Genomic DNA, 18,905 nt, shown 5'->3' on the forward strand with positions numbered 1-18,905 from the left:
AGCGGGAGCGCGGACGCCCCCGCGGTGTCACGCGCGCGCCGTGGGCACGCCGTTCAGGGCACCGAGCGGGATCCGGGCGGTGGCCTCGGTGGGGCCGCCCTCGGGGCTGGACACCGTGAGCTCGCCGTCGAGGGCGCGCATCCGGCCCATCAGCCCCTCGATGCCGTGTCCTTCCTGCGGTCGTGCTCCACCGCGGCCGTCGTCGGTGACGCTCACCGTGAGGTACCAGAGGCCCGACGCGTCGACCACGAGGCCGAGGTAGACCCCGGCGGTGGAGGCGCCGGCGTGCTTGGTGGTGTTCGTGAGGAGCTCGCTGACCGTGAAGTACACGTTGCGCTGGATCTCCGTCGCGAGTTCGAGGCCCTCGGGCAGCCGGACGTCGAGGCCGACGGGGATCGGGGTGCGTGCGACGAGCGCTTCGAGGGCGGCGACGAGCCCCCGGTCGAGCAGGATCGGCGGCGCGAACCCGCGGGACAGTGCGCGGAGTTCGTCGAGGGCGTCCTTGGCGTGCTCGGACGCCTCACCGATGAGCTGCTTCGCCTTGACCGGGTCCTTGTCGAACGCACGCTCCGCGGCGGAGAGGTCCATCCGGAGCCGGACGAGGCGCTGCTGCGGGCCGTCGTGGAGGTCGCGTTCGATCTGCCGGAGCGCCTGCCCCTCGGCGGTGACGGCACCGGCGCGGGAGGCCTGCAGGCCCGCGACGCGCTGCTCGAGCTGCTCGGCGCGGAACCCGCCGAGGAGGCCGAAGTCGATCCAGTAGTGGGCCAGGACGGACCCGCGGGCCCAGAGCGGGAGCAGGGCGACCGACGCCGCCATCGAGAGCAGGCCCAGGAGCCCGACGCTCGCGACCCCGGAGGTGTCCCAGGTCGGGACGTACAGGCCGCCGATCCCGCCGAGCGCCCAGGCGGCGCCGACGCCGAGCGGCCACAGGAACCCGGCGAGCAGGAGCGTCCCGGCGCCGACGGTGCAGAGCGCCGCGAGCGGGTAGACGACCGCCGCGTGCAGCAGGTACAGCCAGTAGTGCGGGTTGGCGACCGCCGACCCCGTGCGGGTCCACCAGTTCTGCTGCCAACGCGGCGTCCAGTCCACCGGGCGGATCGGGCGGGCGTCGGCCCACCCGATGCGGAGCTTCTCGAACGCTCCGAGCCACCGCGCCACGAACAGCGCGATGAAGAACATGAGCAGCGTGAACGGGTTGAACAGGTCGTGCGAGCCGCCGCCGAAGATGGCCGCGGGGAACGCGAAGTACAGGGTGCACAGGAGCACCGCCGTGAGCGCCATGTAGCCGAAGTCGCGGGGCAGACGGCGCCAGGCCTCCCGGTAGAACGCGCCGGCGGTCATGCCCGTGCCCGATCCGGCTCCGGCTCCGGCGCCGGATGCCGTGGCTGCCGACGGGGACGGGGTCGAGGCCCAGGTCGGCGGCGTCGGCTGCGGCTGGGTCGGCATGGGTTCGGTGGCTCCTGGCGGGACGGAGTCGTGCAACGGGACGGTGTCGGCCTGGTCGAGGCGGGCGGTGTCGGTCATGACACCAAGCCTCGCGGGCGGCCGCGCGTTCTCCCATCCTGCCCCCTCCCGGACCCGGGGTGGGGTTATCCCCCGCCCCGGGGTACGCTCCGTGCCATGGGGAACGTCACGGGGGAACGTCTGACCGCGCTGGCCGCGGTGGTCGCCACGGGGATCGCTGCCGCCAGCGGTGTCACGGGGGCGGTCGTGCTCACGCAGTGGGTGGTGCCGAACGGCGTCCTGACCGTCGGCGCGGTCCTCGCCGGAGTCGCGGCCGGCACCACGGCCGCGGCCGGGTGGCGGACGCAGGACCGCGCGTTGCTCGCCCTCGGGGTGTCCGTGCTCGCCTTCGCGCTCTCGTGGCCGGCGCCGGGTCTGGCCACCACGGTGCTCGTCGTCGTGGCGCAGGGCGCGCTGCTCGCCGCCGGGATCCGGACGACCCGGAGCACGCGCGGCACCCGGCGGGCCCTGGGATGGATCGCGTCGGTCGCCGCCGCCGCGTGGTTCGTCGGGCTGCTCATGCTGTCGACCGCGCCCGTCCTCGCTGCGCTCCCGCAGGAGGCCCTGGGCGTCGTGCTCTCGCTGCCGTACCTGTTCCAGTGCGTCGGCTACCTCGCGGCGCTGCTCCTCGTCGCACCGCCGCTGCTCCGGCCCGTCGCCGCCGGGGCCGCGCGGCTGTGGGCGTCGGCCGAGGTGCGCTGAGGGTCAGACGAGTCCGGCCGCCACCTCGGGTGCCTCCTCGGGCACGGCCCACGGCTCCGAGGTCATGCCACCGTCGCCGCGGATCGCCAGCACGCGTCCGTCCGCGTCGCGACGGTAGGTGACGTCCTCGTCGATCGAGCCGAACCGTCGCCCGTGCGTCATCCGCAGCGTGTCGCCGTCGACCACCTCGAGCCGGGTCGGTGCGTCGAGCGGCGCCGGTGCGGTGGGGTCGATCGCGAGCAGCCGGCGTCCGACGAGGGCGATGTCCGTGACGCCCCAGGGGTTCTGGAACCGGCCGGTGAACGCCGTCGGGTCGATGTCGTCGGGCACGGCCGCGCCCGGGGCGTGGTCGTCCGCCGCGGCGTCGAGCAACTGCACGATGGCGGTGGCGACGAGTGTGGCCGGGCCGGCGGCGGCGCTCGTCAGCACGGAGACGACCAGCCCCGACTCGGGGTCGAACAGCGACTGGGTGATGTGGCCCGGGAACCCGCCCGAGTGCCCGCGGACCTCACGCCCGCCGATGCGCTCGGTGATGAACCCGGCACCGTAGCCCTTGGGGCCGGCGGTGTCGGACGCGCCCCACGCGGGACGCTGCACGAGCCGCTTCGCGTGGTCCGAGAGGAGGCCCGGCTGTCCGACGACGTGCGAGGTGAAGTACCGCACGAGGTCGGACGCCGTGCCGTGGAACCCCGTCGCGGCGGCCATGGCGCGGGTGTCGACGTGCGCCAGTCGTCGGCGCGTGCGGGCGTTGTGCAGCCCGGAGTAGCCGACCACGAACTCGTCCGCGCGTGACGGGTCCCAGTCGGGCCCGGTGTTCCGCAGCCCGAGCGGCTCGGTGATCTCGGCCCGCACGAACTCGCCGTACGACCGGCCGGAGACGGCGGCGATCACGAGTCCGAGCAGCGAGTAGCCGAGGTTGGAGTAGTTGAACGACGACCCGGCCGGGACCTTCTGCCCGTCGTCGAGCAGCAGCCGGAGCAGTTCGTCCTCGTCCGGGAACGGGCGGAGCTGCGACCAGTAGTCGCCGTCGTGCCCGTCCCGGATCACGCCGGCGCCCATCTCGAGCAGTTCCCGCACGGTGACGTCGGCGAGCGGCGATCCCCCGTCGACGAGTGCGGGGACGTACGTGCCCGCCGTGTCGTCCAGGCGGAGGGACCCGCGCTCGACGAGCAGCATGACGGCGGTCGACGTGAAGGTCTTCGAGTGCGAGGCGATCCGGAACAGGTCCGTCGTGGTGAGGCGCCGACCCGCCTCGACGTCCGCGTACCCCCACGCCTCGTCGAACAGCACCTCGCCGCCGAGTCCGATCGCGACCTGCACCCCGGGGACCCGGAGCTGCCACACCTTGTACGACACCCACTCCCGGACGTACGGCAGGACGGACTCGTAGGCGACACGGTTCGACATGACGACCACCCTTCCATGTGCCACGCTGGCGACCATGCGACACACACCGCACTTCCTCATGACGGACGTCGACGAGGTGCGACGCCTCATCGACGGCAACCCCTGGGCCACGATCGTGTCGCACACCGACGCGGGACTCGTCGCGTCGCACTACCCGGTCCTCCTCGACACCGAGCAGGACACGGGCGACGAGATCGTGCTCGTCTCGCACGTGGGCAGACCCGACGAGGTCGCCCACGAGCTCGGCCGGCACGAGGTGCTCGTGGTCTTCCAGGGCCCGCACGGGTACGTGTCGCCGGCCTGGTACCCGCCGGAGCAGTTCGTGCCGACGTGGAACCACGTCACCGCACACTGCTGGGGCACGCCGGAGATCCTGTCCGACGAGGAGAACTTCCGCGTCCTCGGCGACCTCGTCGACCACTTCGAACGGGTCATGCCGTCCCCGGCGTCCCTCCGGGTCGACGAGGAGACCGCCCGGCGCACGGCGAAGGGCACCGTCGGCATCCGGATCCGGATCACCCGGTTCGACGCCCGCGCGAAGCTCTCGCAGAACAAGGCGCCCGAGGTCGTCGAGCGCATCATCGCCGGACTCCGCGAGGACGGTCCGTACGCGTCCCCCGCGCTGGCGGACGAGATGGAACGCGTGCACGCACCAGCGGCGGACCGGCCGTGACGGCGGAGACGACGGAGGTCCTGCTCCGGACCGTCCGGCGGGTGGGCACATCCGGCGCCCCCGCCGACGTCCGCATCGTCGACGGGCGGGTCACCGCGGTCGCCCCGGCCGGCACGCTCGACCCGACCGATGTCGACACCGACGTCGTCGATGCGTCGGGCGCCTGGCTCGGACCCGGCCTCGTCGACCACCACGTGCACTTCGACCAGTGGGCCCTCGTCCGCCGCCGCGTCGACGTCTCCGGGTGCGGGTCCGCCGAGGAGACGGCCGCGCTCCTCGCGACGGTCGCGAGGACGGGCGCGCCGGACCGCGTGCTGGTCGGCCACGGGTACCGCGACGGGCTGTGGCCCCGCCCCGCCCGACGCGAGCTGCTCGACGGGGTCGCGCCGCGCCTCCCGGTCGTCGTCGTCGGCGCCGACCTGCACGCCGTCTGGTGCAACACGGCGGCACTCGACCACTTCGCGCACGTCCTCGGGCGCCCGCTCGCCGCCGGCGAGGACGGCGTGCTCCGCGAGCAGGACGCCTTCGACGTGACCGGCGCCCTGTCCCGCGTCCCGGACGACGAGCTCGACGCCGCCGTCGCGGACGCCGTCGAGGCGGCCGCGGCCCGCGGCGTGACGCGCGTGGTCGACCTCGAGATGGTGTTCGGGCTGGACCGGTGGACCCGGCGCGTGCAGGCCGGCACGGACGGACTCCGGGTCGACTCCGGCGTCTACCCGGCCGAGCTCGACGCGGCCATCGCGCGGGGGCTGCGCACCGGCGACGTCGCGGAGGGCACGCGCGGACTCGTGCGGACCGGACCGTTCAAGGTGATCACCGACGGGTCGCTCGGCACCCGGACCGCGGCGACGGCCGCGGGCGAGGGGGTGCTCGCGTGGCCGTTCGAGGACCTCGTGGCCATGGTCCGACGTGCGGTCGACGCAGGGTTCGTGCCGGCGGTGCACGCGATCGGCGACCGGGCGAACACCCTCGCGCTCGACGTGTTCGAGGCGGTCGGGTCGCGCGGCACCATCGAGCACGCGCAGCTGCTCGACACCGCCGACCTCGACCGCTTCGCGCGGCTGGGGGTCGCGGCGTCGGTGCAGCCCGAGCACGCGATGGACGACCGCGACCTGGCCGACCTCCACTGGGCCGGCCGCACCGACCGCGCGTTCGCGTTCGCGTCACTCCACCGCGCCGGGGCGCGGCTGCGGCTCGGGTCGGACGCCCCCGTCGCGCCGCTGGACCCCTGGGTCTCGATGGCGGCGGCGGTCGGCCGCGACCGCGACGGCCGACCGGCGTGGCACCCGGCCGAGCGGATCTCCGCACTGACCGCCTGGCGGGGTTCGACCGACGGGCGCGTCGGCGTCGCCGTCGGGGACGTCGCGGACCTCGTGCTCGTCGAGTCGGACCCGCTGGCCGCGCCGACGTCGTCGGTGCTCCGCGGCATGCACGTGCTGGCCACGGCGATCGGAGGGCGGTTCACCCACCGCGACCTCTGAGCGCCGCTACACCTGGTCCGTCGGGCACCAGTAGAGCTTGCGCCCGGCCATCTCGGCCATCCGGATCTCCGTGCCGCACACCCGGCAGGGCTCCCCGGCGCGGTGGTACACCCAGTGCCGGTCGTCCCGCGACGCCATGGCGGCCCGGTACTCGTCCGGCGAGAGGTCGTCCATCGTCATCATCTGACCGATCCGGACACCGTCGTGGAGCAGCTTCGACCAGTCCGCCCACAGCGCCTCCGCCTGCTCGACGGTGAGCTCCTTGCCCGGCTTGTACGGGTCGATGCGCTGCCGGAACAGCAGCTCCGCACGGTAGACGTTGCCGATGCCGGACACCACCGCCTGGTCCATGAGCAGCTGCCCGATGGCGACGTTCCGCTTCCGGACGTTGTCGACGAACACCTGCCGGGCCTCGGGACCGTCGTCGTTCATCGGGTCCGGTCCGAGCTTGTCGAGAGCGCGCTGCACGCCGGCCGGGTCCTCGACGACGCAGGCGGTCGGGCCGCGGAGGTCCGCGACGGCGTCCTCGGTGAGGATCCGCACCCGGACCTGGCCGACGGGGTCCGGGGGGAACGCCTCGATCGGGTCCTCGACCTTCTCCTGCTCGGCCATCCGGTACCGGGCGCGGCGCGGCGCCCCGATCGACGTCAACGAGTCCTCACCGGCATCGTCGGGGACGTGCTCGAGGTCGGTCCCCCGCTGGTTCGTCTGCCCCATGCGGCCGTTCGCGCTCCGCATGGTGGCGTCGGTGGAGATGTCGCCGGCGAAGTCCCACGCCCCGTACAGCCCCAGGTGCACGCGGAGGAACAGGTCGTCCTCGAACTCGAGGAACATCTGCTTGCCGACGGCCCGGGCGGCGATCATCCGCTTGCCGTCGAGCCTGGCGGCACCGGCGGCGAAGCGGCCCTGGGGGCTCGAGACCTCGCAGACGTGGCCGACGAAGTGCAGGTCGAACTGGCGGGCGATGCGGTGGACGGAGTGACCCTCGGGCATGACCCCTGTCTACCCGCTCTACTCGTCGATCTGCTTACCGGCGATGTGCCCCGTCGTCTCGTACTCGGCGAGCTGCGCGATGCGACGGGCGTGACGCTCCTCGCCCGAGAACGGCTCGGCGATGAACAGGTCGACGAAGCGGATCGCCTCGTCCTCGGTGTGCTGGCGCGCACCGATCGAGATGACGTTCGCGTCGTTGTGCTGACGGGCCAGGAGCGCCGTCGACTCGTTCCACACCAGCGCCGCCCGCACGCCCTCGACCTTGTTCGCGGCGATCTGCTCGCCGTTGCCGGAGCCGCCGAACACCACGCCGAGCGCCTGCACGCCGGCGCGCTGGTCCTGCACGACCGCGTGCGCGGCGTTGATGCAGAACGAGGGGTAGTCGTCGAGCGCGTCGTACTCGGTCGGACCGTGGTCCACCACGTCGTGCCCCGCTTCGGTGAGGTGCGTCGCGAGGGTCTTGTTGAACTCGAGGCCGGCGTGGTCCGTTCCGAGGTGGATGCGCATGGGACCGATCCTATTCCTCGGTCTACGGGGCCCGGACCACCACGACCACGTACCGCGCGGGCTCCTCGCCCGGGTTGCGGTACACGACGTCCGCGGGCTCACCGAGCTCGATCCGGTCACCCGGGCCGAGCCGCGTCGCGTCGCCTCCGGCGACGACCTCGAGCACGCCGTCGACCACCCAGATGCAGTGGCGCAGGAACGCGTACGCGGACGCCGGGTAGGCCACCTCACGGCCGGCCGGGAGGCGCACCTCGGTCACGTCCGCGGGGAACGCCGCGCTCGAGACCGGACGCCTGCGGTACCCGGTCTCGGGATCGGTCCAGGAATCCGCGGTCGCGCCACGCTGCACGCCCCGCGCCGTGTCGGGATCGGTCCCCCTGGGCACCTCGGGGTCGAGCGCCTCGTCGAGGAGCTGCGACACCGTGAGCCCGAACGCGCCGGACAGCCGGCCGAGGATGGTCGCCGTCGGGCTGGATACCCCCCGTTCGACCCGGTTGATCATGGCGCGCGAGACGCCCGACTCCTCGGCGAGCTCGGTGAGGCTCCACTTCCGCTCCGTGCGCAGGCGCTGCAGGCGCTCGCCGAGGGCGCGTTGTTCGTCGACGAGCTCGTCGTCTACGATGTGAGACATGACGACAGCATATGCGACGGGCTCCGCCGCGCCGGTCACCGTGCGGGACTGCGAGCCCCGGGACCTCGACGTCGTCCACGCGCTGCACGTCGACGCGGTCCTGCACTCCACCGCGATCTGGCAGGAGGAACCGCACCCCAGGGCGTACTTCGACGCTTGGCTCGCCGAACGCCGCGCCGCCGGGCTCCCCGTGCTCGTCGCCGAGGTCGACGGGTCGGTCGCCGGCTACGTGACCTACAGCGCGTTCCGCCCCCACCAGGGGTACCGCCACACCGTCGAGCACAGCGTGTACGTCGTGCCGGCCTTCCGGGGGCGCGGCGTCGCGACGACGCTCATGACGGCGCTCGTCGAGCACGCGCGCGACGGGGGGATGCACGTCATGATGGCCGGCATCTGCTCGTCGAACACCGGCTCGATCGCGCTCCACGAGCGGCTCGGCTTCGCGACCGTCGGCGTCCTGCCCGAGGTCGGACGCAAGTTCGACCGCTGGCTCGACCTGACCCTGATGCGGCTGCCGCTGTCCTGAACCGCGGCGCGCTACGCGACCGTGTCGAAGATCGGACCGACCGTGCGCGACCGCTTCAGCTCGAAGAAGCCGGGGTACTTCGCGACCGCGACGACGCCGTCCCACAGGTCCAGCGCCTCCTGGCCCTTCGGCGCGGGCGAGATGACCGGACCGAAGAAGGCGGTTCCCTCGACGGCGATGACCGGCGTGCCGACGTCCTGACCGACGCGGTCGATGCCGTCCTGGTGGCTGGCGCGCACGGCCTGGTCGACCTCGTCCGTCCAGGCGTACTCGAGCAGGTCGGCGTCGAGCCCGAGTTCCTCGAGCACCGCGGGGACGACCTGCTCCGGGTCCCGCTCCTGGCGGTGGTGGATGTGCTCGCCGAGCGCGTCGTACAGCGGCTTCACGACGTCCTGTCCGCGCCGCAGCCGCGCCGCCGTCACGATGCGCGGGTAGACCTGGCCGGTGACGATGCGCTTCCGGTAGTCCTCGGGGATGTCCTGGTCCTCGTTGAGGACGAAGAGGCTCATCACCTTCCAGGTCACGTCGAGGTCGCGGTGTTCAGCGACCTCGCCCACCCAGCGGCTCGTCATCCAGGCCCACGGGCAGTTCGGGTCGAACCAGAACTCCACAGCGGTGCGGTCGGTCGTCGTGTCCACAGTCGTGTCCGTCACGGTGCGAGCGTACGCCCGCTCGCTAGGCTGGATCCCATCGTCCCGCCGGTGCACGACGCCGTCGCGGGGCTCCCCGAAACGCGGACAACGACCGTCCGCGTCCCCAAGCGAAGTTGGAGCGTCCGTGCCCGGAGAGAACCTCACCCGAATCGAAGCCCAGGAACGCGCCGCGATCGTCGACGTGCAGACGTACGACGTCGAGCTCGACCTGACCCGCGGCGCCGAGACGTTCGGCAGCACCACGCGCGTGCGGTTCACCGCGACGCCCGGCGCCTCGACGTTCATCGACGCGATCACGAAGACGGTGCACTCGATCACGCTGAACGGCACGGCGCTCGACGTCGCCGCGGTGAACGACGGCGTGCGCATCCAGCTCGACGGGCTGCAGGAGCAGAACGAGCTCGTCGTCGTCGCCGACGCGCTGTACACGAACACGGGCGAGGGGCTGCACCGCTTCGTCGACCCCGTCGACGACGAGGTGTACCTCTACTCCCAGTTCGAGGTGCCGGACTCGCGCCGGATGTTCGCCGTGTTCGAGCAGCCCGACCTCAAGGCCGAGTTCTCGTTCACCGTGACGGCGCCGTCGCGGTGGCAGGTGGTCTCGAACTCCCCCACGCCGGAACCCCACGTCGACGGCGAGGTCGCCACGTGGACCTTCGCGCCGACCGCGAAGATCTCCAGCTACATCACCGCCCTCGTCGCCGGCCCGTACGAGGTCGTCCTTGACGAACTGACCAGCCGCGACGGCCGCACCATCCCGCTGGGCGTGTTCGCGCGCAAGTCGCTGGCGGAGTACCTCGACCCCGAGTACGTGTTCGACATCACCAAGAAGGGCTTCGCCTACTACGAGGAGAAGTTCGACGTCGCGTACCCCTTCGAGAAGTACGACCAGCTCTTCGTGCCGGAGTTCAACGCGGGTGCGATGGAGAACGCCGGCGCGGTGACCTTCACCGAGACGTACGTGTTCCGCTCGAAGGTGACCGACGCCATCAAGGAGCGCCGGGTCGTCACGATCCTGCACGAGCTCGCCCACATGTGGTTCGGCGACCTCGTCACCATGAAGTGGTGGAACGACCTGTGGCTCAACGAGTCCTTCGCGGAGTGGGCCTCCACCATCGCCACCGCCGAGGCCACCGAGTGGACCGAGGCGTGGACCACGTTCCAGGCCATGGAGAAGTCGTGGGCCTACCGGCAGGACCAGCTGCCCTCGACGCACCCGATCGTCGCGACCATCAACGACCTCGAGGACGTGCAGGTCAACTTCGACGGCATCACCTACGCGAAGGGCGGCTCGGTCCTCAAGCAGCTCGTCGCGTGGGTCGGCATCGACGCCTTCTTCGCCGGTGTCTCGGCGTACTTCAAGAAGCACCACCACTCGAACACCGAACTGCGCGACCTGCTCGTCGAGCTCGAAGCGACGAGCGGGCGTGACCTCTCGGAGTGGTCGAAGCTCTGGCTCGAGACGGCCGGCGTCAACACGCTCCGGCCGGAGATCGAGACCGACGACTCCGGCGTGATCACGTCCTTCGCCGTCCTGCAGGAAGCCCCGGCCGACCACCCCACGCTCCGCCCGCACCGTCTCGCGATCGGCGTGTACGCGTTCCAGCAGGACGCGGACGCCCCCTTCGGCGCGGACACCGCGTCCGCCGGCGGCAAGCTCGAGCGCACGCACCGTGTCGAGATCGACGTCGACGGCGCCCGCACCGAGGTGCCCGAGCTCGTCGGGACCCACCGCGGCGACCTCGTGCTCCTCAACGACGACGACCTGGCCTACGCCAAGATCCGGCTCGACGAGCAGTCCCGCCGCACCGCGATCGAGCACCTCGCCTCGATCGCGAACCCGCTCGCCCGCTCGATCGTGTGGGGTGCGATGTGGGACGCCACGCGCGACGCCGAGTCCCCGGCCAGCGACTACGTCCGGCTCGTCCTCGGCAACATCGCGACCGAGACCGAGTCGACGACGATCCGGACGACGCTCTCGCAGCTGCTCCTCACCGCGCGCAACTACGTCGCCCCCGCGACGGTCGACGCCACGATCCGCACCGTCGGCGACACCCTCTGGCAGCTCGCGAGCTCGGCCGAGGCCGGGTCCGACGCGCAGTTCCAGTTCGTGAAGTTCTTCGCGCAGATCGCCTCGACGCCCGAGCACGTCGCCACCCTCACCGGGCTGCGTGCCGGTTCGGTGACGCTGACCGGCCTCGAGATCGACACGGACCTCCGGTGGGAGCTGCTCGAGGGCCTCGTGCTCGCGGGCGCGGCCGGCGACGCCGAGGTCGACGCGGAGCTCGCCGCCGACAAGACCGCTTCGGGCGAGCAGGCCGCTGCCCGTGCCCGAGCCACGATCCCCACGGCGGAGGGCAAGCTCGCGGCGTTCTCGTCGCTCGTCGACTCGTCGGAGCTGCCGAACGCGATCGTGCGCCAGACCACCGTCGGCTACCAGCACGTGAACAGCCCGGTCGTGCTCGAGGGCCTCGTCCCGAAGTACTTCGAGGTGCTCACGCGCATCTGGGCCGAGCGCAGCTACCACATGGCCGACACCATCGTCACGGGGCTCTACCCGGCGCCGCTCGCGTCGGCCGAGCTCCGGGACGCGGCGGCGGCCTGGCTCGACGCGCACCCGGAGACGCCCGCGCTGCGGCGCATCGTCTCCGAGAGCCTGGCGGGCACGGAGCGCGCGCTGCGGGTGCAGGCCGCGGACGCCTGAGCCCCAGCTCGACCACCGGCGGGGTCTCGGCGTTCCTCAGGGAAGGCCGAGGCCCCGCCCTTTAGCATCGACCGGATCATGCAATTGGCTGCACCCTCCCCGACCCCGACCGACGCCGCGCAGGTGGTGACGCAGACGTTCGGTCAGTTCGTCGACACGTGGCACGTGCCGATCACGATCGTCATCACGGTCCTCGCCGCGATCATCCTGCGGGTGATCCTGCGGCACTCGATCAAGGGCATCGTCGACCGCGTCGTGAACGGCGTGAAGAAGCGTCAGGGCGCGCAGGACACCCAGGCGCTCATCGCCTCACCCATCCAGACCGCTCGCGTCGTGCAGCGGACCCGGACGCTCGGCAGCGTCCTCGAGAACCTCGCGACCGTCATCGTCGTCGTCCTCGCGCTCGTGGTCATCATCCCGCTCGTCATCCCGAACGCCGCCGTCGGCATCGTTGGCGGCGCGTCCCTCGTCGCCGCCGGTCTCGCGGTCGGCGCACAGAGCATCGTGCGCGACCTGCTGTCCGGGGTCTTCATGATCCTCGAGGACCAGGCGGGCGTGGGCGACGTCGTCGACACCGGTCAGGCGACCGGCGTGGTCGAGAACGTCGGTCTGCGCGTCATGCAGATCCGCGACGTCAACGGCATCCTCTGGTTCGTGCCCAACGGGCAGATCCTGCGGGTCGGCAACCTGTCCCAGGGGTGGTCCCGCGTGCTCGTCGACATCACCGTCCCGTACGACACCGACATCGACGCGGTGCAGGACGCCCTGCTCAAGGCCGCCGTCGCGATGTCGCAGGAGCCCCGGTGGCGCCAGCGCATCGTCGAGAAGCCCGAGATCTGGGGGCTGCAGTCGATCACCGACGTCGGCATGGTGTTCCGCCTGGTCGTGAAGACCCGTGCCTCCGAGCTCGACGTCGTCGGCCGAGAACTCCGCGTGCGGCTCAAGCGCGCGGTCGACGAGCTCGGGGTGACCCTGCCGGCGATGGCGATGATCATGCCGCAGGGGTGGGAGAACGCGACGTCCATCAACGGCCTCCGGACCGTGCGGACCCAGCCCACCCCGGCACCCACCAAGCCCCGACGGCCCCGGCGGAACATCCTCGGGCAGCCGATCCGGACCGACGACCACGACTCCGGGAAGGACCCGCAGTGACCGACCAGGCTCCTCCCCCGAGCGCGTCGTCGGGTGCGCCCGGCGGCGTCCCCGCGCAGCCGATCACCCTGCGCGTGGGCGAGCACGGCGTCTCGGCCACCGGTTCACTGTACGAGCGCATCGGCGGCGCACCCACGTTCGACCGGCTCGTGCGACGCTTCTACGACGGCGTGCAGCAGGACGACGTCATCTGGCCCATGTACCCGGCGGACGACCTCGAGGGGGCGATCTGGCGCCTGTCCGCGTTCCTGCAGCAGTACTGGGGCGGACCGGGCACGTACAGCGAGCAGCGGGGCCACCCCCGGCTCCGGATGCGCCACGCCCCGTTCCGGGTCACGCCCGAGGCACGGGAACGCTGGTTGCTCCACATGCGGGACGCCGTCGAGTCACTCGGGCTCGCGCCCCTCGACGAAGCCGAGCTCTGGGCCTACCTCGACCGCGCGGCCCACGCCATGACCAACTCGTTCGACTGACGCGCGTCGGGGTGTCGGCGCGTCGGCGCGTCGGCGCGTCGGCTTTGGACGCGGCGCGTCGGCGCTCGCGTCGTTCAGCGCACGTAGGACCCGTCGGCGAGGTCGTCGACCAGCGACGGACGGGCCGGGTTCCACCCGAACGCGGACCGTGCGTGCGCGCCCGACGCCTCCTGGTGCAGGAGCAGCGCGTCGGCGTAGGCGGTACCGAGCCGCTCGCGGGACGCGTCGACGCTCTCCGCGACGACGGGCGAACCGTGGGCGCCCGCCTCGGCGATCTCCCGCACCGTCGGGTTGTCGCCGCTCGCGGCCACCACGTAACCGTCCTGCTCGCCCCGGTGCACCGCGAGGACGTAGAGCTCGCCCAGGTCGTCGATGTGCACCGTCGTCCAGCGCTGGGACCCGTCGCCGACGAGTCGGACCTCGTGTTCGCCGTCACCGACGAACATCGCCGGGATGCCGGCGCCGCGACCGTACACGATGCCCGGCGCGATGATGGTCGTGCGCACGTCGCTCGCCCGGACCCGGGCCTCGTTCGGGACACGCCACGCGGTCAACGCGGGCGGGTCGATCGGAGACTGCTCCGAGATGTCCGTCGAGTCTCCGAACGTGAAGATGCCGCTGGTGTGCACGAACGGCTTCGGCGTCCCGTGCAGCGCCTCGAGGACGGTCGTGGTGAAGTCCGGGTCGATGCCCTGCGCGGACGCGGTGTGCACGACGGCGTCGGCCTCGTGCGCGAGCCGGCGGACGACGTCCGTGTCCGTCACGTCGCCGACGAGGGCCCGGCCGCCGGCGTCGCGGACGGCCTGCGCCTTCGCGTCCGTGCGCACGATCGCGGTGACCTCGTGCTCGTGGGCCACGAGGGCCCGGAGGACCGAGGAACCGATGTAGCCGGAGGCGCCGGTGAGGAAGACGTGCATGCCACCAGCCAACCACGCAGGCGCCGGAGAACCCTGGCTACGGGTTGAGCGTCCAGGCGCGACGCTTGACGAGCACGTGCCCCCGCGAGGTCGTCAAGCGGCTCCAGGGACCCGTCTCGAACAACCGCACGGGGTCGTGCCCGAGGAACCCGAGGCTCTCCCCCGCGAACCCGGCGCCCGCCGGGACGTGTTCGACGCCGGGGACGGGCCGCCCCCAGACCTCGGCGCGGACGCGACGCACGATGGCTTCACCGGCGTTGGACGGGACGGCGTCGGCGACCTCGGCGATGCCGTCGCGTGTTGCGCGGCGGAGCAGCTCGGGCGAGACGTCGGGCAGCGGGACCCATCCGCCGCGGGGCGGGGAGATGGCGGCCCAGGTGACGGTGTGTACCTCGTGCGGGAGTTCGACCTCGATCGGGGTGGCCCGGGTGGGGTCCGCGCCCTCGGCGTGCTCGGCGTCCTGTTCCTCGGCGAGGAGGCGCAGGCGTTCCTGCAGCGACGCCAGCGGCACGACGGCGTCGATCTCGGCGGGGGCCGCGAGGGAGAACGTCCGGAGGCCGAGCACGGTCGGCAACTCGTCGAGCAGGCCGATCGGGTAGAGGATCGCCGTGTACACCGCCAGGACGCCCGAGTCGGCGATGAGCCGGACCGAGCCGTCCTCGATGCGGGCGGCCCGTCCGAGGTAGGTGCGGAGGTCTCCGAGCGAGGCTGCGTCGGGAAGCGTGAACGAGGTGCCCATGTCACCACGGATACTACCGGCCGCGTCCGTCAGCAGCAGCCGGGGCGGTTCGTAGACTGCTCGGTGTGAACGGCGAACCGGACTTCCTGCGGACCCTCCGACTCGAGGACACGGGTGCGAGCACCGGGGAGACGATCCTCACCGGCGCGAGCCACTGGTCCCCGGGTGGCCGCGTGTTCGGCGGCCAGGTGCTCGCGCAGTGCATCGTCGCCGCGCAGTCCACGATCGAGGACCGCGACATCCACTCGATGCACGGGTACTTCCTCCGGCCGGGCGACATCGACCTGCCGATCACGTTCGGCGTCGAACGCATCCACGACGGACGGTCCTTCGCGGCGCGGCGCGTTCAGGCCTACCAACGGGGTGTGCCGATCTTCTCGATGATCGCCTCGTTCCAGCGGCCGGACACGGGTGTCGAGCACCAGGACCCGTTCCCGGTCGACACCCCTGCACCCGAGTCCCTGCCGTCGGCAGCGTCGATCCTGTCCGCCATCGACCACCCGGTCGCGCGGGCCTGGGCCGAGCGGTCGATCGACCTCCGGCACGTCGAGGGCCCGGTGTTCGTCGACGTCCAGGGTGAGCACATTCCCCACCAGGCCGTCTGGTTCCGCGTCGACGGCGACCTGCCCGCCGACCCGGCCCTGCACCGGGCCGTGCTCGGCTACGCGAGCGACCTGTCCATCCTCGAACCGATCATGCGACGGCACGGGGTCGCGTGGGGAACCCCTGGTGTGAAGAGCGCGAGCCTCGACCACGCGATGTGGTGGCACCGCGACGGCCGGGCCGACGAGTGGGTCCTCTACACGCAGGAGTCCCCGAGCGCGCAGGGCGGACGGGGACTCGCGTTCGGGCGGATGTTCTCGCAGGACGGTCGACTCCTGGCGTCGGTGGCGCAGGAGGGCATGATGCGCGTCCCGCGCTGACCATCGCCAGGCGTGCGCGCGGCTACGGCCGGGAGAACTCGACCGCCGGCTCGATGAACGGCGCGCAGGCCTCCCGCTCGGCGTCGGTCAGCCGGCGCGGTCGGTTGCTCGCGGCGTCCACCATCACGAGCGCCGTCGTCGCCCGGGTGTAGAGCACCGCCGGTTCGTGCCCGACCGGCGACCAGACCTCGTACGAGACGTCGATGCTCGCGCCGCCGATGCGCCCGATCCACATCTGGATGTCGAGCGGCTGGCGGAAGTACGGGATCGATGCCAGGTACTCGAGACGCTGCGCCGCGATCACCGTCATCGTGCCCGAGCCGGGTCGGCCGTCGATGATCGGCTCGGGGATGGAGCCGTCGGACTCGAGTTCCTCGGGGTCGGGCCCCCAGAACCCCACGATGCGCGCCTCTTCCAGGAGGCGCAGCATCGCGGAGTTGTTGACGTGACCGTACGCGTCGATGTCGCTCCAGCGCATGCGGATGGGAGCGTGCAGGCGCGCCACGATCAGTCGCGGGTGAGCTTGCGGTACGTCGCCCGACCGGGCTTCGCAGCGTCGACGCCGAGCCGCTCGATCTTGTTCTCCTCGTACGCTTCGAAGTTGCCCTCGAACCAGTACCAGTTCGGCGTCCCGTCCTCGTTCAGCCCCTCCCACGCGAGGATGTGCGTCGCGATGCGGTCGAGGAACCACCGGTCGTGCGTGATCACCACGGCGCAACCCGGGTACTCGAGGAGCGCGTTCTCGAGGCTGCCCAGGGTCTCGACGTCGAGGTCGTTCGTCGGCTCGTCGAGGAGCAGCAGGTTGCCGCCCTGCTTGAGGGTCAGCGCCAGGTTCAGACGGTTGCGCTCACCACCGGAGAGCACGCCCGCCTTCTTCTGCTGGTCCGGGCCCTTGAACCCGAACTGCGACACGTAGGCGCGCGACGGGATCTCGGTCTTGCCGACCTGGATGTAGTCGAGCCCGTCGGACACGACCTCCCAGAGATTCTTGTTCGGGTCGATGCCGCCGCGGCTCTGGTCGACGTACGAGATGTCGACCGTCTCGCCGATCTTCAGCGTGCCGCCGTCGAGGGGTTCGAGCCCGACGATCGTCTTGAACAGCGTGGTCTTGCCGACGCCGTTCGGGCCGATGACCCCGACGATGCCGTTGCGGGGCAGCGTGAAGGACAGGTCGTCGATGATGACGCGCTCCCCGAACTGCTTGTGCAGGTGCTCGGCGTCGATGACCTGCGAACCGAGACGCGGGCCGACGGGGATGACGATCTCCTCGAAGTCGAGCTTGCGCGTGCGCTCGGCCTCCGCGACCATCTCCTCGTAGCGGGCGAGACGGGCCTTCGACTTCGCCTGACGGCCCTTCGTGTTGCTCCGGACCCAGTCGAGCTCCGAGGACAGACGCTTCGCGAGCTTGGCGTCCTTCTTGCCCTGGACCTCGAGACGAGCACGCTTCTTCTCGAGGTAGGTCGAGTAGTTGCCCTCGTACGGGTAGAGGCGCCCGCGGTCGACCTCGGCGATCCACTGGGCCACGTGGTCCAGGAAGTACCGGTCGTGGGTCACGGCCAGGACGGCACCGTGGTACTGCTGCAGGTGCTGCTCGAGCCAGAGGACGGACTCGGCGTCGAGGTGGTTGGTGGGCTCGTCGAGGAGGAGCAGGTCGGGCTTCTGGAGCAGGAGCTTGCAGAGCGCAACGCGACGCTTCTCACCACCGGAGAGGTGCGTGACGAGCTCGTCCCCCGGCGGGCACTGGAGGGCGGCCATGGCCTGCTCCAGCTGCGAGTCGAGGTCCCACGCGTCGGCCGCGTCGATCTCTTCCTGCAGCGTGCCCATCTCGGCGAGGAGCGCGTCGAAGTCGGCGTCCGGCTCCGCCATGAGGGCGGAGATCTCGTTGAAGCGCGTGATCTTCGCGTGGATCTCGCCCACGCCTTCCTGCACGTTCTCGAGCACCGTCTTGGACTCGTCGAGCTCCGGCTCCTGCATGAGGATGCCGACGGTGAAGCCCGGGGTGAGCTTCGCCTCGCCGTTGGACGGCTGGTCGAGACCCGCCATGATCTTCAGGATCGTCGACTTGCCGGCGCCGTTCGGCCCCACGACGCCGATCTTGGCGCCGGGGAGGAACGACATGGTGACGTCGTCGAGGATCAGCTTGTCGCCGACCGCCTTGCGGGCGCGGACCATCTGGTAGATGTACTCAGCCATATCGCGCCAAGTCTACTGACCGCGCCCGCGGTCGGTGTCCCCCGTCACCCTCGGCCGGAACCGGCGAGGGCGGGTGCTGCCGATCACGCGGCGACACGGTCGTGCTCGTCCAACGGGAGGGCCACGTCGGCGGGGTCGAACTCGTGCCCGTTCACCGCCGCGGTGTGACGCGCGGCCTCGGTCGAATCGGGCAGGTCCTCGTCGTGGTCGACGTCCGGACCCGGGGCGGCGTGCAGCGCTGCAGCCGCGTCGGGGTCCGAGCGCGTCTCGTCGCCGACACCACGGATCTCGCCGGTCTCCGGGTCGACGTCCGGCGCGAGCACGGACGTGCTGCCGGGAGCCGCCGCTGCCTCGCCCGCTTGTCGGGGAACGCGCACCCAGTTGCTGATGCCCCAGGCCAGGTCGTGCCCCACGCCCTCGGCATCGATCTCGACCGACGTGCCGCCACGGCCGTCGCGCTCCCACGTCCGGATCCGGAGGCGCCCGGTGACGACGATGCGGTCCCCCTTCTTCAGGGACCGGTGGACGTTGGCCGCGAGCGACCGGAAGGCCGTGACGGTGTACCAGTTCGTCGCGCCGTTGGTCCAGGCGGACGTCGACCGGTCCCAGCGGCGCGATGGCGACGCGAGCCGCATGCTCGTGATGGCGATGCCCGTGTCGGTGACGAGGTGGCGGGGCTCGGTGGCGATGATCCCGCAGACGGTGATGGTGTCGTTCATGCCTCGATC

19 protein-coding genes are annotated in these 18,905 nt (G+C 71.7%); 8 read left to right on the plus strand and 11 right to left on the minus strand.

Annotated elements, in window-relative coordinates:
- Nucleotides 1–27 precede the first annotated feature (27 nt).
- Nucleotides 28–1,524: a histidine kinase gene (locus tag ACTJKO_RS10460; protein WP_440688369.1), complete on the minus strand. Its 1,497-nt coding sequence runs from the start codon at nucleotides 1,522–1,524 to the stop codon at nucleotides 28–30.
- A 96-nt stretch (nucleotides 1,525–1,620) separates the two neighbouring features.
- Between ACTJKO_RS10460 and ACTJKO_RS10465 the strand changes: the two genes are divergently transcribed.
- Nucleotides 1,621–2,205: a hypothetical protein gene (locus tag ACTJKO_RS10465; protein WP_440688371.1), complete on the plus strand. Its 585-nt coding sequence runs from the start codon at nucleotides 1,621–1,623 to the stop codon at nucleotides 2,203–2,205.
- 3 nt (nucleotides 2,206–2,208) lie between these two features.
- Here the strand turns inward: ACTJKO_RS10465 and ACTJKO_RS10470 are convergent, their stop codons facing one another.
- Nucleotides 2,209–3,612, minus strand: a complete 1,404-nt coding sequence (locus ACTJKO_RS10470; RefSeq protein ID WP_440688373.1) for a serine hydrolase — start codon at nucleotides 3,610–3,612, stop codon at nucleotides 2,209–2,211.
- Nucleotides 3,613–3,646: 34 nt separating this feature from the next.
- Here ACTJKO_RS10470 and ACTJKO_RS10475 point away from each other — a divergent pair, with 34 nt between their 5' ends.
- A complete protein-coding gene (locus ACTJKO_RS10475) occupies nucleotides 3,647–4,285 on the plus strand; it encodes an FMN-binding negative transcriptional regulator (protein ID WP_440688375.1) in 639 nt (212 codons plus the stop codon).
- Nucleotides 4,286–4,326: 41 nt separating this feature from the next.
- Nucleotides 4,327–5,766, plus strand: a complete 1,440-nt coding sequence (locus ACTJKO_RS10480) for an amidohydrolase (RefSeq protein WP_440688377.1) — start codon at nucleotides 4,327–4,329, stop codon at nucleotides 5,764–5,766.
- A 6-nt stretch (nucleotides 5,767–5,772) separates the two neighbouring features.
- Here the strand turns inward: ACTJKO_RS10480 and ACTJKO_RS10485 are convergent, their stop codons facing one another.
- From ACTJKO_RS10485 to ACTJKO_RS10495, 3 genes are read right to left on the minus strand one after another with little or no spacing between them, the layout of a single operon-like run.
- Entirely contained in the window at nucleotides 5,773–6,759 is a 987-nt protein-coding gene (locus ACTJKO_RS10485) for an Fpg/Nei family DNA glycosylase (RefSeq protein WP_440688379.1), read from the minus strand.
- Between the two features lie 18 nt (nucleotides 6,760–6,777).
- Nucleotides 6,778–7,266 carry a ribose-5-phosphate isomerase gene (locus ACTJKO_RS10490; protein WP_440688381.1) on the minus strand — a complete coding sequence of 163 codons (489 nt, stop codon included), beginning with the start codon at nucleotides 7,264–7,266 and terminating at the stop codon, nucleotides 6,778–6,780.
- Between the two features lie 22 nt (nucleotides 7,267–7,288).
- Nucleotides 7,289–7,897 carry a helix-turn-helix domain-containing protein gene (locus ACTJKO_RS10495; RefSeq protein ID WP_440688383.1) on the minus strand — a complete coding sequence of 203 codons (609 nt, stop codon included), beginning with the start codon at nucleotides 7,895–7,897 and terminating at the stop codon, nucleotides 7,289–7,291.
- Between ACTJKO_RS10495 and ACTJKO_RS10500 the strand changes: the two genes are divergently transcribed.
- The gene (locus ACTJKO_RS10500) at nucleotides 7,896–8,423 is read left to right on the plus strand and encodes an N-acetyltransferase family protein (RefSeq protein WP_440688385.1); all 528 of its coding nucleotides are present in this window, start codon (nucleotides 7,896–7,898) and stop codon (nucleotides 8,421–8,423) included. The two genes, ACTJKO_RS10495 and ACTJKO_RS10500, sit on opposite strands and share 2 nt — an antisense overlap.
- 11 nt (nucleotides 8,424–8,434) lie before the next feature.
- Here ACTJKO_RS10500 and ACTJKO_RS10505 read toward each other — a convergent pair whose 3' ends face one another.
- Nucleotides 8,435–9,076, minus strand: a complete 642-nt coding sequence (locus ACTJKO_RS10505) for a mycothiol-dependent nitroreductase Rv2466c family protein (RefSeq protein ID WP_440688387.1) — start codon at nucleotides 9,074–9,076, stop codon at nucleotides 8,435–8,437.
- 124 nt (nucleotides 9,077–9,200) lie between these two features.
- On the opposite strand from ACTJKO_RS10505, the gene pepN reads away from it, so the two are divergent.
- The 3 genes from pepN to ACTJKO_RS10520 all read left to right on the plus strand — a co-directional run bounded on the left by pepN (nucleotide 9,201) and on the right by ACTJKO_RS10520 (nucleotide 13,405).
- Nucleotides 9,201–11,780: an aminopeptidase N gene (pepN, locus tag ACTJKO_RS10510; RefSeq protein ID WP_440688389.1), complete on the plus strand. Its 2,580-nt coding sequence runs from the start codon at nucleotides 9,201–9,203 to the stop codon at nucleotides 11,778–11,780.
- A gap of 78 nt (nucleotides 11,781–11,858) precedes the next feature.
- On the plus strand, nucleotides 11,859–12,932 hold the full coding sequence (locus ACTJKO_RS10515) for a mechanosensitive ion channel family protein (RefSeq protein ID WP_440688391.1): 1,074 nt from the start codon (nucleotides 11,859–11,861) through the stop codon (nucleotides 12,930–12,932).
- A 74-nt stretch (nucleotides 12,933–13,006) separates the two neighbouring features.
- On the plus strand, nucleotides 13,007–13,405 hold the full coding sequence (locus ACTJKO_RS10520) for a globin (RefSeq protein WP_440688415.1): 399 nt from the start codon (nucleotides 13,007–13,009) through the stop codon (nucleotides 13,403–13,405).
- A gap of 74 nt (nucleotides 13,406–13,479) precedes the next feature.
- On the opposite strand, the gene ACTJKO_RS10525 is transcribed toward ACTJKO_RS10520, so the two are convergent.
- Both ACTJKO_RS10525 and ACTJKO_RS10530 read right to left on the minus strand, forming a co-directional pair.
- Nucleotides 13,480–14,322 carry an NAD(P)H-binding protein gene (locus ACTJKO_RS10525; RefSeq protein WP_440688393.1) on the minus strand — a complete coding sequence of 281 codons (843 nt, stop codon included), beginning with the start codon at nucleotides 14,320–14,322 and terminating at the stop codon, nucleotides 13,480–13,482.
- Nucleotides 14,323–14,359: 37 nt separating this feature from the next.
- A complete protein-coding gene (locus tag ACTJKO_RS10530) occupies nucleotides 14,360–15,061 on the minus strand; it encodes a hypothetical protein (protein ID WP_440688395.1) in 702 nt (233 codons plus the stop codon).
- A 65-nt stretch (nucleotides 15,062–15,126) separates the two neighbouring features.
- Between ACTJKO_RS10530 and ACTJKO_RS10535 the strand changes: the two genes are divergently transcribed.
- Nucleotides 15,127–15,984, plus strand: coding sequence for an acyl-CoA thioesterase (locus ACTJKO_RS10535; protein ID WP_440688397.1), 858 nt, complete (start codon nucleotides 15,127–15,129; stop codon nucleotides 15,982–15,984).
- A 22-nt stretch (nucleotides 15,985–16,006) separates the two neighbouring features.
- On the opposite strand, the gene ACTJKO_RS10540 is transcribed toward ACTJKO_RS10535, so the two are convergent.
- The 3 genes from ACTJKO_RS10540 to ACTJKO_RS10550 form a co-directional block, all read right to left on the minus strand.
- Complete coding sequence (locus ACTJKO_RS10540; RefSeq protein WP_440688399.1) at nucleotides 16,007–16,462, minus strand: acyl-CoA thioesterase; 456 nt, start codon at nucleotides 16,460–16,462, stop codon at nucleotides 16,007–16,009.
- Between the two features lie 29 nt (nucleotides 16,463–16,491).
- Nucleotides 16,492–18,177 carry an energy-dependent translational throttle protein EttA gene (ettA, locus tag ACTJKO_RS10545; RefSeq protein WP_440688401.1) on the minus strand — a complete coding sequence of 562 codons (1,686 nt, stop codon included), beginning with the start codon at nucleotides 18,175–18,177 and terminating at the stop codon, nucleotides 16,492–16,494.
- 83 nt (nucleotides 18,178–18,260) lie between these two features.
- Nucleotides 18,261–18,905, minus strand: a 645-nt coding sequence (locus ACTJKO_RS10550; protein WP_440688403.1) for a single-stranded DNA-binding protein, incomplete at its 5' end; no start/stop codon positions are given.

This window comes from Curtobacterium sp. 22159 (genome assembly GCF_052045775.1).
GTDB lineage: Bacteria > Actinomycetota > Actinomycetes > Actinomycetales > Microbacteriaceae > Curtobacterium.